This is a genomic window from Sphingobacterium paramultivorum (assembly GCF_014109745.1).
Taxonomy (GTDB): Bacteria; Bacteroidota; Bacteroidia; order Sphingobacteriales; family Sphingobacteriaceae; genus Sphingobacterium; species Sphingobacterium paramultivorum.
The window spans coordinates 6,158,178-6,174,022 of sequence record NZ_CP058555.1; the positions used below are offsets into that span (position 1 = coordinate 6,158,178).

Annotated in this window: 14 protein-coding genes; 7 read left to right on the forward strand and 7 right to left on the reverse strand. The window is 39.8% G+C overall.

Translation table 11 applies throughout. The features are described 5' to 3' along the window. The first annotated feature begins 44 nt into the window (after nt 1-44). From HS960_RS25565 to HS960_RS25575, 3 genes are all read left to right on the forward strand, one after another. Complete coding sequence (locus HS960_RS25565; RefSeq protein WP_182330806.1) at nt 45-872, forward strand: DUF4290 domain-containing protein; 828 nt, start codon at nt 45-47, stop codon at nt 870-872. A gap of 210 nt (nt 873-1,082) precedes the next feature. Next, nucleotides 1,083-2,408, forward strand: coding sequence for a UDP-N-acetylglucosamine 1-carboxyvinyltransferase (murA, locus tag HS960_RS25570; protein WP_153847705.1), 1,326 nt, complete (start codon nt 1,083-1,085; stop codon nt 2,406-2,408). A 128-nt stretch (nt 2,409-2,536) separates the two neighbouring features. Next, nucleotides 2,537-3,469 (forward strand): hypothetical protein, encoded by a 933-nt coding sequence (locus HS960_RS25575; protein ID WP_159731321.1) that lies wholly within the window; start codon nt 2,537-2,539, stop codon nt 3,467-3,469. Nucleotides 3,470-3,536: 67 nt separating this feature from the next. Here HS960_RS25575 and HS960_RS25580 read toward each other — a convergent pair whose 3' ends face one another. Continuing rightward, nucleotides 3,537-3,941 carry a DUF5606 family protein gene (locus tag HS960_RS25580; protein WP_075993972.1) on the reverse strand — a complete coding sequence of 135 codons (405 nt, stop codon included), beginning with the start codon at nt 3,939-3,941 and terminating at the stop codon, nt 3,537-3,539. Nucleotides 3,942-3,967: 26 nt separating this feature from the next. Next, on the reverse strand, nt 3,968-4,426 hold the full coding sequence (locus HS960_RS25585; RefSeq protein ID WP_046671802.1) for a peptidylprolyl isomerase: 459 nt from the start codon (nt 4,424-4,426) through the stop codon (nt 3,968-3,970). A 164-nt stretch (nt 4,427-4,590) separates the two neighbouring features. Here HS960_RS25585 and radC point away from each other — a divergent pair, with 164 nt between their 5' ends. Together radC and HS960_RS25595 are read left to right on the forward strand one after the other, a co-directional pair. Further along, complete coding sequence (gene radC / locus HS960_RS25590) at nt 4,591-5,289, forward strand: RadC family protein (RefSeq protein WP_153847703.1); 699 nt, start codon at nt 4,591-4,593, stop codon at nt 5,287-5,289. A 17-nt stretch (nt 5,290-5,306) separates the two neighbouring features. Next, nucleotides 5,307-6,056: a class I SAM-dependent methyltransferase gene (locus tag HS960_RS25595; protein ID WP_153847702.1), complete on the forward strand. Its 750-nt coding sequence runs from the start codon at nt 5,307-5,309 to the stop codon at nt 6,054-6,056. On the opposite strand, the gene HS960_RS25600 is transcribed toward HS960_RS25595, so the two are convergent. From HS960_RS25600 to HS960_RS25610, 3 genes are read right to left on the reverse strand one after another with little or no spacing between them, the layout of a single operon-like run. Beyond that, a complete protein-coding gene (locus HS960_RS25600; RefSeq protein ID WP_153847701.1) occupies nt 6,057-7,601 on the reverse strand; it encodes an MFS transporter in 1,545 nt (514 codons plus the stop codon). A gap of 2 nt (nt 7,602-7,603) precedes the next feature. Next, nucleotides 7,604-8,665 (reverse strand): HlyD family secretion protein, encoded by a 1,062-nt coding sequence (locus HS960_RS25605; RefSeq protein ID WP_153847700.1) that lies wholly within the window; start codon nt 8,663-8,665, stop codon nt 7,604-7,606. A 48-nt stretch (nt 8,666-8,713) separates the two neighbouring features. Next, nucleotides 8,714-9,160, reverse strand: coding sequence for a MarR family winged helix-turn-helix transcriptional regulator (locus tag HS960_RS25610; RefSeq protein WP_088162755.1), 447 nt, complete (start codon nt 9,158-9,160; stop codon nt 8,714-8,716). 130 nt (nt 9,161-9,290) lie between these two features. Between HS960_RS25610 and HS960_RS25615 the strand changes: the two genes are divergently transcribed. Together HS960_RS25615 and HS960_RS25620 are read left to right on the forward strand one after the other, a co-directional pair. Further along, the gene (locus HS960_RS25615) at nt 9,291-9,776 is read left to right on the forward strand and encodes a hypothetical protein (protein ID WP_182330807.1); all 486 of its coding nucleotides are present in this window, start codon (nt 9,291-9,293) and stop codon (nt 9,774-9,776) included. A 111-nt stretch (nt 9,777-9,887) separates the two neighbouring features. After that, nucleotides 9,888-10,373 carry a hypothetical protein gene (locus HS960_RS25620; protein ID WP_153847697.1) on the forward strand — a complete coding sequence of 162 codons (486 nt, stop codon included), beginning with the start codon at nt 9,888-9,890 and terminating at the stop codon, nt 10,371-10,373. Between the two features lie 71 nt (nt 10,374-10,444). On the opposite strand, the gene HS960_RS25625 is transcribed toward HS960_RS25620, so the two are convergent. Together HS960_RS25625 and HS960_RS25630 are read right to left on the reverse strand one after the other, a co-directional pair. After that, the gene (locus HS960_RS25625) at nt 10,445-13,759 is read right to left on the reverse strand and encodes a DEAD/DEAH box helicase (protein ID WP_182330808.1); all 3,315 of its coding nucleotides are present in this window, start codon (nt 13,757-13,759) and stop codon (nt 10,445-10,447) included. 9 nt (nt 13,760-13,768) lie between these two features. Beyond that, nucleotides 13,769-15,838 carry a TonB-dependent receptor gene (locus tag HS960_RS25630; RefSeq protein ID WP_153847695.1) on the reverse strand — a complete coding sequence of 690 codons (2,070 nt, stop codon included), beginning with the start codon at nt 15,836-15,838 and terminating at the stop codon, nt 13,769-13,771. Nucleotides 15,839-15,845 lie beyond the last annotated feature (7 nt).

The following is a 15,845-nucleotide window of genomic DNA, read 5'->3' on the forward strand; positions in this document are numbered from 1 at the left end:
AAAACGGCATCTTGATCGTTTAATTAGGTACTTATATTAGCTATATGAACTTTGACTACAACAGCACTAGACCAAAATTGATCCTTGCAGAATATGGTCGCAATGTGCAAAATATGGTAGATTACATCTGTACTTTACCCACAAAGGAAGAAAGAAATAAACATGCGCAGATTGTAATCGATATGATGGGGGTATTGAACCCACATTTGAGAGACGTGTCTGATTTTAAACATAAACTGTGGGATCACTTACAGATTATTTCTGATTTTAAATTGGATATTGACTCGCCTTATCCAATTGCTACAGCGAAAAGTGTGAAACACGAAGTTGAGCATTTGGGCTATCCGCAGCATTCCATTAGATTCAAGCACTATGGTTTTACCGTAGAGAAAATGATTGAAAGGGCTTTATTGGCTAATGACGAAGCCAAAAGAGAGCAGATGGTTATCGGTATCGCGAATTTTATGAAAATGGCTTACCTGACCTGGAATAAGGATTCTGTTTCGGACGAGTTGATCATCCAAGATCTAAAAGAGTTATCAGGTTATCAATTGACCTTGCCAGAAGGTACCGTATTGACCAAACTTGACTTTAAAACCCCGCCTCCGGGAAATCGCGTTAAAGGTCCGGCTAATAGTAATTCAGGCGGAAATAATAACAATAGCAATAATAATTCGGGTCACCAGTCGAAAGGTGGAGGCAAGCCTCGTATGACAAGTAACAATAACAATAATACGAAGCGCAATAACTACGGAAGCAACAATAACAGCTACGGAAGGGACAACAATAATAATAATAATAGTTACGGAAGGGACAACAACAATAATAGAAACAGAAAGCCTCAGGGTAATTATAATAATAAACGAGGCTAGTTCTTAAAGATTTTGTTTAAAGAAGCAGGCAATTGCGAAGTGATTAACAGATTTCTTTACAATTGCCTTCTTTTTTTAAGAACCGCACTGCTTTAATAGGTAGCATGGTTCTTTGGCCTTCCATCTTTGTATGTTAGGGGGAAGGCTAAATATCCCAATGCAAATACAAAAACAGGGATATGATACTAAGAAGATATCACTTATATATAAATGAACGCATTTGAAATAATCGGTGGAAAACCGTTAAAGGGAGAGATTATTCCTCAAGGAGCAAAAAATGAGGCCTTACAGATCCTTTCTGCAGTTTTACTGACAGAAGAACCTATGACCATCAGTAATATCCCAGATATTAAGGATGTCAATAAGTTGATCGATTTATTGGCTGCTTTAGGTGTTAAAATTAATCGCATAGATAAGGACACATACGTTTTTGAAGCTAAAGATATAAATATAGACTATTTCCAATCACCCGAATTTAAAGAAAAAGGCGGTGGATTGCGTGGCTCTATTATGATTGTCGGCCCTTTGTTGGCTCGATTCGGAAAAGCCGCTATTCCGAAACCGGGGGGGGATAAAATCGGACGTAGACGATTGGATACACACTTTTTGGGCTTTGAAAAATTGGGTGCTAAGTTTGTGTACGATGCGACTACCCATTTTTTTAACGTTGATGCAACGGAGTTAAAAGGAAGTTATATCCTTTTGGACGAAGCTTCTGTAACGGGTACTGCGAATATCGTGATGGCTGCTGTATTGGCAAAAGGGACAACAACGATATACAACGCTGCTTGTGAGCCGTATTTACAACAACTCTGTAAAATGTTGAATCGCATGGGTGCTAAAATATCCGGTATTGGATCTAATTTGTTGACCATCGAAGGAGTAGAGCGTCTGGGAGGAACTTCACACCGCATGTTGCCTGATATGATTGAAATAGGTTCTTTCATCGGACTTGCCGCAATGACAGGTTCAGAAATCACCATTAAAGACGTCTGTTTTGAGGAACTTGGCGTTATTCCATCTGTATTTTCACGCTTAGGCATCAAGTTTGAATTACGTGGTGATGATATTTTTATTCCGGCACAAGAATCGTATGAAATCGATACATTTATTGATGGATCTATTCTGACGATTTCAGATGCACCTTGGCCAGGTTTTACGCCCGATTTATTAAGTATAGTGCTTGTTGTGGCGACTCAGGCAAAAGGAAATGTATTGATTCATCAAAAAATGTTCGAGAGCCGTTTGTTCTTCGTGGACAAATTGATTGATATGGGAGCTCAGATTATCTTGTGCGACCCACACCGTGCAACCGTTATTGGACTGAATAAATCACACCACCTGAGAGGTATTGAGATGACTTCGCCAGATATTCGTGCCGGGGTGTCTCTATTGATTGCAGCGCTATCTGCCAAAGGAAAATCTGTGATACACAATATCGAACAGATTGAACGTGGCTATCAAGATATCGAAGAACGCTTGCGTAAATTAGGAGCAGATATTAAACGTGTCGATGCCGAACCAAAAGGTCATTAATTAAAGCGACTAGCCTATGTGCTAGCGCAAGATAAAAGGAGCTCCGGATACAAATTCTGGGGCTTTTTTTGTGATATCTGCATCAAATAAGGTAAATTTGTCTAAACTACATTTAAACAGCTATAGATATGAAAAAATATCTAAAAAAGTACGCCTTAGTTTTCCCATTATTAGGCATAGTACTTCTTTTTCACAATTGTCAATCCTCTACACCTAAAGAGGTTAAGCTACATGAAGAATCAAATACAACAACGGATATCCGCTCTTCTAAACGGATCAATGCTGCGGTAATCGTACAAAAAGTTACTTTTCCCAATATGCCTTTTGCTGAACTAATCAGGTTGATGAATCTGACCAAAGATAGTTCACCTGCTGCATTGTGGAAAGCAATATCCACACTACCCCAGGCGGAACAAATGAAGAAAGATAGCTTTGATCTTGAAAATCCTCTGCAGCGTATGGAGCTGATGCTTGCTCCTTTACGTAAGATGGAAATTAAATTCGATCAACAACAAGCGAAATCTGATGCTGAGGGCCTGACGTACCGCTTGGAAAATTATGTGAATTATAGCAAAGGTTCAGGCGAGTTTTTTTTAGCAAATAGCGACAACGCTGCTATCAATGTAGGACTGAACTATCCAGAAGGGAAACTTAATGGATTGGCGAAGGTGCAGATACGAATAAATCCCAAAGAGTATATGATCGATAAGACCGGAAAAACAAAAGTAATTGCCGGAATTACCTGTCAGCAGGCCATTTACAATAAAATTGATGCTATGGATAAGACACTCCCTAAATTTGTCGTTTGGAAGAGCCCACGGATTCCGAAAGGAATCAATCTGCTGCATCCTTATGTGTTTGATGAAAACGAAGGAATTCTTGAAATTGATGCCTATCTCAATGCGGATGAAAATTCCCTATTGCGTTTTACAACCACAGCTGTCGTCGAAAAGCAATTTGAACCCAAAGAATTTGAGGTAGCAAAAGCACATGCTAAGCTTGACGGGGCCAAGGATCAAAACAACATCGAAAAAAATGTACTTGATGTGGTGTTTCATTAGAAAACACCATAAAAAAGGAGTTGATCACATGATCAACTCCTTTTTTATTTGGGATATATGTCAAAGTTTACATTAAAGGAGCCGGTGCTTCTTCTTCAAATAAAGGAAATTCCTTGATAATGTTGTACCATGTGATAACCTTTTTAATATCCGAAGAATAAACACGTGATTCATCATGGCCAGGAGCTACTTCACGGAAGAAATCTCTTAATGTTGCGCCATCAGATTTTGTATCTGGCAGAGCGATGCCTTTCTCTTTGATTGTTTCAAAAATATTCAATAGACGAATTTCTTCTTCTTCACCATAGATTGTGATATCTTCCAAAGTCGCCATTTTTGTAGAAGATAAACTTACTACAGTTTTGATTTTTGCCTGATCAAGGGTTTCTAAAATAAAACCACCTTTATTTTGTCCAACCAATTTGAACAATCCTGGTTTACCAGTTACGGATACTAATGCTCTTAAATTCATTTTAATACTATTTAAATCTCCAAGAATTAATCTTCGATAACTTCAATTGATAAAATACGGTCACCTTGTCTGATATCGTCAACAATGTCTACGTTTTCGATAACTTTTCCAAAACAAGTATGGTTACGATCTAAGTGAGCAGTGTTGTTACGGCTATGACAGATGAAAAATTGAGAACCACCTGTGTTACGGCCTGCATGAGCCATAGACAATACACCTCTATCGTGGTATTGGTTTTCGCCTGTTAATTCACAGTCAATTTTATAACCAGGGCCACCTGTTCCAGGGATTCCTGCAGCTCCTTCACGTGAATTTGGACATCCACCTTGGATAACGAAATCAGGTATCACACGGTGAAATGCTAATCCATCATAATATCCTGATTTAGCAAGTTTGATAAAATTGGCTACTGTATTTGGAGCATCAGCTGTGTAGAACTCCACAGTCATGTCGCCTTTTTCTGTTTTAATAATCGCTTTACTCATATTCAAAAATTTTTATGAAATACAAAGATAACGTTTCAGAGTGAAATGTGAAGTAAATCCCGATTGCCAATTTTTTTTAATTGATAGATTGTGTATTTCTCAGGATATTAAGTAATAGTATTTTTGTATATTTATGTACGCTAGCCAATTATAATTAACTGTAGATGTCAAATCCGTACAAACTAGTCATCCGGGAGTGGGCAGAGGCCGATCGACCGAGAGAGAAGCTGTTGAGCCAGGGGCGTAGGGCGCTTACCGATGCCGAATTACTGGCTATCTTGATCGGATCTGGTTCCAAAAATGAAAGTGCTGTCGAATTATGCCGGCGCATATTGGCCGATGTCAATAACAACCTGCATACGCTTTCGATGATGGAGGTATCTGAACTGAGCATGTATAAAGGGATAGGCGAAGCAAAAGCCATCGCCATTCTCGCGGCATTGGAGCTCGCCCGCCGCAAAAATGACCTGCCCGCAGAAGAACGTAAGCTCGTAAATAGCAGCCGCTTCGTTTATAACTTTATGAAACCCATATTACAGGATCTACCCCATGAAGAGTTTTGGACCCTTTATCTCAATACGGGGTATAAAATATTAGACAAACAGCTGATCGGACGCGGCGGTAATGATTTTACGCCAGTCGATGTCCGGATTATATTACGATCTGCACTTAGCCTTAAAGCACATGCAATTATATTAGTTCATAACCACCCCTCGGGCACCTTGTATCCGAGCAATGCTGACAAAATTCTGACGCAAAAAATTGTTGAAGCCTCTAAAATTATGGATATTAGAGTTGCCGATCATTTAATCTTTACCGATAACGGATATTATAGTTTTAAAGATGAAGGTATAATCGACTAGTTACAGCAATTCTTGGTATGAACAAAAACAGTATTGATAGATTCACAGACAGGATTGTCGATTACGAGAAATTTAGACCTTGTTACCCAAAAGAGATTATTCAGGTGCTTAAAGAGCAAATAGGGCTTGATAAAAAGTGGTTGGTTGCCGATGTCGGTAGTGGCACAGGGCTATCTACGCAACTTTTTCTCGAAAATGGAAATGACGTTTTTGCCGTTGAACCCAATCGGGAAATGCGTGAATCTTTACTTCATCATTTTAAAACCTATCGGAATTTAATTGCGCTGAATGCGACTGCCGAAAATACATCGATTGAGTCTGGATGCGTAGATCTCATTTTTGCAGGGCAATCTTTTCATTGGTTTGACCGGGAAGCATGTAAAAGGGAGTTCGCTCGCATTCTCACAGAAAATGGACGTATTGTGCTGGTCTGGAACCAGCGTGATCCCGGCGACGCTTTTCAACAGGAGTACGAAGATTTTCTGCTCAGTCATATACCAAGTTATCAATCTGTCAGTCACAAAAATATCAGTGATGATGATCTCAAACAATTTTTTGGATCACGTTCAATGACCAAGGTAACCTTACCAAATCAACAGATATTGGACCTTCGGTCGTTTTTGGGAAGAGTACGTTCATCATCCTATTTTCCAAAAGAGCAGGCTGAAAACAAAACGCTCTATGACGATCTCCGTACACTTTTCGATAAGTACGCAATCTCTGAGCGTATCGTATTCAAGTATATTACCGAAATTTATATCAGTTAACTAAGAAATAGGAATTTGCAAAGCTTCTTTCGTTGAATTTTTTCTCTTCCAGTCGAAAACTCTTCGTATAGGCGAAGAATGAAAAGGGAAGATTAAGATGAATAACGTTAGGATTACCCCGATAATAAATAGCCCGGAGTAGGCGTCGCGTAAGGATAGTAGCGAGGCTTGGACTTGGACCGATTTCATTATATTTCCTCTTTGTAGCACCAAGCTATTTGTTCGATCGATTATACCAGCAAGATCATTGGCATTAAAGATCTGTAGGTGGTAATACCAATTGGCAATGATGTTTGACCAGACTACAGGCACCAAAAATGAACGTGTAAGAATCAAAAATACTAACCCCGAGAGGTAATATTTGCTGGGAATATTACCGGCCATATACACGCCTATTCCAATGTAGGAGGTGATCACGCCCATTCCTCTTAATGTCAAAGGGAGATAGAACAAAGCCGTGTTTGTTTGTTGGTCGATAATTCTTGCAAAGAAAAAGCAAGATAGGGCATAACACGCTGCGGAGAATGCCAAAATGAACTTGCATTTCTTTGTTATTTTGAAATATATATAAGCGATTACTGCGCCGATCATATAACCAGGAATTACATAGGTATTTATCTCGGCGACTTCCAAGGGGTTTGTACCAAGCGTAATTCCCAAAAGGGAGGAGTACAGCGAGGTCGAGCTATAAAAAATGCCGAAAATAAAAATTGTTCCAATGGAGATAGGCAGAATCCGTGTTGAGAAGGCTTCAAAATTTAAGAGTGATTTTCGGATTAGTACACTTCTATTTATAAAAAGTATAAAAAAACAGAGCGATGCGATTCCGGTGACCAAAATAAACCTGGAATGAAACCAATTTTGTGTCAGACCATATGTGCTGAAATAGGCAAAATTCAATAATGAAATACAAAGTAAAATACTTCCAAACCAGTCATATTGATAGAGAGGTACCTTTTTAAAATCTGACGATTTCATAAAGATAATGCAGATTAACAACGCTACTGCAAGTAGTATATTTTGAAATAAAAAGACAGTTTCCCAATAGAAACGTGTTGCAAATAGAACAGATACATAACTTGCCAAGGCAGGAATGATCATTGTCATGGGGTAGTAGACTGCATATAATTGATACCGTTCTCCACGTGGCATGAGAAAAGGGATCATTTCCCCAATGATAGCCATAGTGACAATAATCTTGGCACTTCCGATAAAAAATGTGGACATACAGATGTTGACACCATTATTGGCATGTTCCAAAACCGTATTGGAAGCGAGGATAATGAAGATAGATACGATTAATATCGTCTTTTTGGAAAATAATTTCAACAACCTAAATACCAGTGGTATGGCACATACCATTCCCGCATAATAACAATATGTAGCCATATTCAGATCTGCGGTGGTACCGGCGTATCCATTCATGACATACGTGTTAATGGATGTTGGGATTCCATTATTGAACGAAAATAAAATATTGAGTACAAACAGAAAGAACAATTCCCAGCCTGAACTCAACCAATCTCTGAATATACGATCTTTCATGATTATTTAATACGTATGATAGCATTCATACCTACGCGAAGCATGGCAAGATCTTTTTGGGTATTGGATGCTGTAAAATTAATTCTAACTGGAATGCGCTGTTGTACCTTAACAAAGTTCCCCGTAGAATTGTCAACCGGGACAGCAGAATACTTAGATCCTGTTGCTTCGGATATGGCGGCTACTTCACCTTCAAATGTCTTCCCTGCCAATGCATCAATTTCAATGTTGACTTTTGCCCCGAGGGCAATATTTTTTAGTTGACTTTCGGTATAATTTGCCGTAATCCATTTCTGCTCATCACGTACAATATTGACCAATGGCGTACCGTTTTGCACCAATTGTCCCTCTTCTATCGTCCGCCGTCCCAATACACCATCGTATGGCGCAGTGATAACCGTATACGAAAGGTTTAACTTGGCAAGATCAATCGCAGATTCGGCCTTTAGCAATGAGGCATCATTGATTGATAGCTTCTGTTCAGACTCATGCGTGTTAAGTTTCGATACACGCTCTTGCGCCAAAAGTGCCTTGTATTTGGCTAACATGGCCTCATAATCTGCTTTTACCTGATCGAATTGATATTGCGTTACTGCTTCATCTTTTACCAGACTCTCGTAGCGCCTATAATTCAATTCCATATTATCTAGCCGGGCTCTCATCTCATCGATATTGGCATTTGCTATCGCAGTACTATTGCCGGCAATGGCAATTCCAGATTGCGATATTGTTTTACTTGCTTTGGCATCGGCAAGGGTGGCTTGTGCATTTTGTAATAAAATTCTGTACTCAGCATCATCAATAATGACGAGTGTATCGCCTTTGTGAACTTTTTGATGCTCATCAAATCGAATTGTTTTGATATAACCGCTGATACGCGAATTTATAGGGGTAATATGGGCATCTACCTGGGCATCATCTGTATAAACAGATTCGTTGATGTGGAAAAAGACTAAGATACCCCAGATAATTGTAACCACAATGACGACCGCAGATAGGATGTTGATGATCCATATCTTCCGCCTTCGTTTTATTTCTTTCTCACTTAATGTTGAATTGCTCATGACTCAATTACTTATCTTATTTTTTTCTGAAAATCAAGGCTCCCGATACTATTGCTTATCAATAATTGCGGTCAATTTTTCGAGAGTTTCTGTAATTTCCAATACTTTTTTTTCTGATATCTCCTGCAGGATCACACGGTAGAGGTCTTGTTGGACAGGGTCTAATAATGTCCTATATTCGTCTCCCTTTACCGTTAATTCGATTAAGTTATTTCGTCTGTCATTGGGATCGCTGACGCGTCTAACCAGATCTCGTTTACAAAGATTATCGATCAGCGGAGTGACACTTGCTTTGTTCTTTTGTATCGCTGTGGCTATATCTTGCTGATTCATTTGCTCCTTTTTCCACAGTGCCGCCAATACTTGCAACATTTCATAGGTGATATCCAACTGCTGTTCCTTTATTTTCTGGATATAGTATTGTTTTAAGCTCGTTCGCAAAGCAATGATACTATCCACTAAGGGTTTTACTGGATTCATGGATTCGTTTTTCATAGCACAAAGTTAAATATAAAACAGTTAAATATCAAACTAATTTGCTTTAGTTAAAAATGTGTTAAAGATGAGTCCTTTAGATAGAGATGGCATTTTATTTGGGAGTACTTAAACGAAAGGAAAAAAAGATATGTTAGGAGTTGAATTAATCTTCTTTAGACGTTGCCTACTGCCACTGCTGATTTTAGGAGGCGGGATAAGTATTGTAAGGGCCCAGCAAATGCATGCTTTTAATAATTTAGAAACCGATTATCATTTTGTATATCGGTGGGTAGATCCATTCTTCCCTTTAAGCCCACAGGTAGATGTGATGACCTTGGGTGTTGCGCCGATCGATAAAGAGCCCGAGCAGCAGGAGAAAATAAAAACGTCAACAGGAAAACAGCGTTTTACTGGCAGGGTGAGTGAGCGCGTATATGAAGGTTCGGAAGTAATCGCTAGCCCTGGAGAATCGGTTGGAAATATAACCTACAGCTCCATTAACTCACCCACACGGTATCGAGTTGCCATTGATCGACGGAGTAATGAGCAATACCATGGAAAGCCTGTATTTATAGATGCGAAGGGAGTAAAATATATAATTGATTCGAAATTTAGAAAACAAGTTGTCGAATAATTCCTTGGCTAAGTTAAAAAATTGTTAAAAATATTTTTTTCAGGTAATTAAATCGAAATATGGCATTTGTATTGTACTTTTATTTACAATTATTTATATAACAATTGAGTTATGAAAGCAATAAATCGTTTCAAAAAAATCACAGCTGCATTAGCTTTGATCGCTGCAGTCGGATTGGGACAATCCTATGCACAAACGGCTCCTAAAAAAATGGAAAAAGAAGCCAAAAAGTCTGAACAAAAAGCAAAAGAAGTAAAGACTAAAGCCAACGAGGCCGAAACGAAAACGAAGGCAGCGCCGGTGAAAGCTACAGCGAAGAAGGAAGCTGCAGTGAAGGAAAAGTCAGCGCAGACGAAAAAGATGGCTGATACAAAAACACCGCCAGCAGCACCAGTGGAAGCGAAGGAAAAAGCCGTGAAAAAAGAAAGCGCTAAAGCTGAAAAACAAGCTACTGCTGTTAAAAAAGATGCCGTAGCTACAGCTGATAAAGCAACAAGTGAAAAATATAACGGCCATACAGTCTATCTCGGTCCAAAAGGTGGTAAATATTATATCAACGGAAATGGTAACAAAACGTACATTTCTGACAAAAAATAAAGAGCAGCTGACAACGAATTATATCAAAAAAGGGGACATCGATCGATGTCCCCTTTTTTCATTTCAATAGTTTATCGTAGCAAATTCATTAAATAGCTTTTGTCCAGATAAAAGACATCTAAACTTCCGCCGTCATCCAGAATGCTGTTGCTAATCTCCTTTTTATGTTGCTGTAAGGTCTGAATTTTATCTTCGACTGTGTTAGGACTGATTAATCGAACAGCGGTAACCGTCTTTTGTTGACCCATGCGATAGATCCTGTCGATCGCCTGTTGTTCAACAGCAGGATTCCACCAGGGGTCTACCAGGTACACAACATCTGCTGCGGTAAGATTAAGTCCGGTACCACCTGCTTTTAGACTGACCAGAAAAACGGGGATATCCTTGTCGGATTGAAAGTCGTTAACCAATTTACCTCGATTTTTGGATTGGCCCGTGAGCATCAACGCGCGAATACCCTGTTTATCCAAAGCTTCTTTAATCAGGTTGAGCATACTGACAAACTGTGAAAACACGATCATTTTGTGCTGGTCTTTTTTATGCTGAATCTGCTCGATAAGCATTTCGATTTTGGCAGAGTCCGCAGCGGTAGTCAGATCTTCGTATTGGAGAAGTTTACTTGAATTACATATCTGACGCAATTTTGTTAGACCTTTTAGTACATGCATGGGACTTTTCTTGATTTCATCGCCATCTTTGGCAGAGATAAAATCCCGAAACTCTTTTTCATAAAGATCATAAATCCGCCGTTGGGCAGTTTTCATCTCACAGTAAAGAACCAGTTCATTTTTTGCAGGAAGATCACGTAATACATCCTGCTTTGTTCTCCGGAGAATAAAAGGCTTTATTTTCTCTTTCAGCATTTTTTTTCTCTTGCGGTCATGGAAAGTATCAATAGGAGTCGTATAGACATCTTTGAAATATTTTTTGCTTCCTAGCAGACCCGGTACAATAAAGGAAAGCTGGGCATAAAGATCCATCGTATTATTCTCGATAGGAGTTCCTGTTAAGATGATGCGATTTCTTGATTTTAATAAATTTACCGTTTTGTATCGCTGGGAATCCGGGTTTTTGATTTGCTGCGATTCGTCCAATATGACATAATTGAAGGTTATTTTTTTTAGCATATTGATATCCGTCAGCAGGTTGTGATAAGAAATTAAAACAAGGTCATACTGTTCAAACTGCATCCCTTTTTCTATTCTATTTGGGCCATCTAAAACTAACGTTTGAAAAGATGGAAGGAATTGCTGGATTTCATGCCGCCAATTAAAAATTAAGGTCGTGGGAAGTACAAGTAATGTTGGTGCAGATTGTCCCTTTGCTTTTTGAGTAGCCAGAAAGGCTAATATTTGGATCGTTTTGCCAAGTCCCATGTCATCGGCAAGACAGCCGCCAAAGTTAAGCCCGTCCAAGAAATGCAGCCATTGTAGTCCTTGTTGCTGATAAGGACGTAAGTTTCCGACAAAAGTTGGAGGTACCTGGACCTCGGATAGCGAAGAAAAATTAGCTAGCTGCTTTCTCAATGTGCTGAGCTCAGCCAACACAATGGGGTCTAGCTCGGACTGATCAAATAGTTGATCGATCTCATTGAATTTGTATTTTGGAATTTCAATGAAATCATCAGCGATCGATTCGGCAGCATTAAAATAGGTCTCAAATTTATCGAGCCACTGTTGCGGTAAAATCCCCTGGGTGCCATCATCCAAGGTGATGAATTGCGAGCGGTTCCGTACTGCCTTTTCAAGTTTTTTTAGGGAGACACTTTTGGGACCAAACTTGACCTGTATATTGGCATTGAACCAATTTTGTCCACTGAGGACCTCCACATGTATTTTTCCCTTAAAACGGCTTAATTTATTTCCACGTAACGTATTAAATCCAATGATCTGTATACCCTGATGCTGCCACTCGTCAAAAGCATCCAGAAACCAGTTACTGTCCAGAAAGTATTTGCGATGCAAATAAAAATGCTGAAAGCTTCCCTCATCCATTTGCTCCTGAAAATAGGGATGCTGTTTCAGTAACAGGGAAATAACTTTTGTTTCAGCTTCACGTTTCCGATCGACCAAAAATTGTATACCCTTGCTGTCTGTACCGAATATATTCCGCTTACTTAAAATAGGAATTTCGACTTCACCATAACGCATGACAGGAATAAGGTTGACAAAATCTTCCGATTCCTCCAGAAACAAAAGTGGCTGCATGTCCTGATAATACAGATTTTCCTTCAACTGTGGCTTGCTTGCTTTGGGAATATCTTTAAAATTCAACTCCACGGAATGTGCTATCTGTTCCAAAAACAATCTGTTGAATTCTTCGAACTTACGCTGATGGATCAATAATTGCTCCCCTTTGTTGCCAAACAAACGGATCAACTTGAGGTGAAACTTATTTTCAATCAGAAAAAGCTGATTTTTGATGAGAATGAAATGGTCCAAAAGAACAACTAAATCCTGTAAATTGTAGGCTATCGTATGAATATGAATTTCTCCCTGAATGGCATAAAACGCACCTTTTTTTGTAATAAAGAGCTTAATATCACCTTTGTTTAGGTTAAATTGAATCGGCGATAAGGTGGAGGCTGTTATATTGTCGGATTTCTCATAGTCATGCAGATAAAAATCGAGGTGTAACGGGTTTTTTGCAATCGCCTTCAGGCTGGAGCTGATTTCGATATCCTGTTGCACAGCTTGAGAAAATTGATAAACAGCTGTGTAAAATTGCATTTCCTCAATCGAGCTGCTTTGCCAGATACGAAACTGGCTCTCACTAGCGGAAATCGGGTTTTTAGGTAGGCCAGATTTCGTCATTGGAGCTTGGCACAGGAGTATTTGTAGATTTTTGTAATACCGGTTGCGCGTTAACACCACAAAATGATGATGCTGTTCGGCTGTCGTCTTGGCCTTTGGGGCAAGAGATTCCTCCACTAGATCAAAGTCATCAATGGAGGTTAGCTGTTTGTCTTTTAATAGAAACTCAAGCTTCCCTGCTTTGATCTGGGCTGAAAAATAGTTTTCTAAAGACGATTCCTTTTCCAGTCCATATTGTGCCGCAACCTTCTTGAGGAGATGCTGATAGCGGTTGTGATCAAAAAATGCCAGCCAATTCTCCTGTGTAAATAGTTTACTTAAAGCCGCCTTTTGATGACGGCAGAATCCTGTTTGTGGACAATTGCAAAAGACGGCTGTTGTGGGCAATGTATGTATGATCATCACTTCAAAATCGGTATAATTCTCCAGTACCTGAAAAGTTGCCTGATTGACCTCCATTTCCATCGCATTGACCTGAAAATGGGCCAGTGTCAGGTCCATCCAAGGAAAATAAGAATAACGGCTCACCTTGGTGAAATCGATATCGGTCAATGTATACTGATGGAATTCCATGATGCTTGGTTAAAAATTAAAACTCATTCCGCCATAATAATTACGTAATGGGGCAGGATTAAAATACCGTCCTCCAAAAGCATTTATATCGTTTCCAAGACTATATTTTTCATTGAGCAGATTGTCGGCCCCAACAAAAAGCCTGATTTTATGCGGTGAACAGACAGATTTGCTCCAGGATAATTTGGCTTGCAAAAGATGATACCGGTTGGCATAAACAGTGTTTGCGTCATCCAGTGGTATTGCTGCAGTTAAATTGGAAAGGAGATCCAGTTGGAATTCATTCGGGAAAAGTATATCCAACGAATTTACCCATACTGTTTTAGGAACTGCAGGGAGTTTATTGTCCTTATAGTTTTTGTCGCCTACCTGATAGGTTTTGAACCTGTAGTCATTGAGGGAAAAATTACTGGTCAGTTGTAGGCTACGGACCATACCGGTTGTTTGAGGCCTGATCAAATACATGAATAGCGAGGCTTCCAATCCCTTTTGGTTTATTTTACCCGCATTTTGAAAATATTCAGCACCATTATCCCGTACCTGTCGGATAATGGCATTGTTCATTTGATACGTGTAGGCCGCTGCATCTAAAATAATCCGGCGATTCCACAAATGCCAACGAAGCCCAAATTCATGGTTTGTACCTGTTTCTGGTTTCAGCATCGTATTAATTGTATTGTCTGACGAGCGGACTTCAGCAACAGTTGGTGCAGAGAAACCTTTAGAAATCGATGCTCTAAGTGCAAGGATTGGTGTGATCAAATAGGATAGTGCTGCTCGTGGCATCCAGGTACTTCCGAAATCAATATTTTCTTTGTTTTCTTGTGCGACAGGATAACGTTGCTGGTAGCCAATTTTATTCTCATTTAATCCGAGCGACAGCTCTACCTGGAGGCGCTCTAGCCACTCCAGTTGGGTGCGTGCAAAAAATGATTGCTGACTGTTTTCCAATTTGTCCTTGGCCTGAGGATCGGTAGCGACACCTTGGGCGTTGTCATAATTGTCAATAGCATACCAGCCCTTTTGTGCTTCCAAGCCCAGTTGGACTTCATATTTTAAATCTTGGCTCAACAGATCGGCATAAGATAAATACAGGCGCGTTCCTAAATTCTTTTCATCTCTTTTCTCGTAATTGGTGATGAAGGGATTTTTGATCTGATTGGATGAACCAAATACACTGGCGAATAAGGTCATCTTAGAACTGAGGTGCGTCTGGTTGCTCAGTCCACCAAAGAATGTTTTATCGTAGATTGCTGCTTTTTGTTCAGCAGCACCAGGATTTGGTCCGCCCTTAGGCCGGGCCTGTCTGCGGTCGCTCTCCATTTGTGCTGCGGTGAGCCCTCCCGGAGTTTGGTAACCAAGATCCGAATAGAAACCGGTGAATTTTAATTCGGATGTTTTTGCATATTGCCAATTGTAATTAAGCTGTATATTCTTTTTGTTTAAGGCTGAATTCTGGCGATAACCGTCACTTCTTGTCCAACTTTGATTGATGGCAAGTTGCTGACTCTGGCTGAGGGGTAATATTGCATTGAGCTGTTCCTGGAAAAGACCGTAGGAGCCCCCCGTTAATTGGAGGTTGACTTCAGGTTTGTCAGATCGATCAAATCCCTTACTATAAAAGGAGAGTACACCGCCTGAATTGGCCCCATAGATCGATCCATCTGGACCTTTTAATATATTGATTTGTCCTATTGCGGATGGATCTATCAAGTTAAGATAGGTGTTCCCGCCTGCGTCAGTAAATGGAAAGTCGTCCAGATAGATTTTGACATTGCGAACACCAAAAGGTGAACGGATCATACTCCCACGGAGTGCTAGCCGGTAACTCCCAGGGGAACGTTCTTCCATGCGTAAACCCGGCACCCTGTTCATTGCTGAAACAAAGGAGGGCGACTGCAGGGATTGGATCATTTGGCTGCTTAACACAGCCGCAGAAGATGTCAGTCGCAATAGTGGTTGTTTATTGAAGTAGGCTTTAACTTCGACTTGTTCTAGTCGATTAGTCGTAGTATCCACTTCCTGCGCATATAATTTGCTACATAAACCAAGGGTAGCAAGTAGGTAATATCTTTTCATCGTTAGG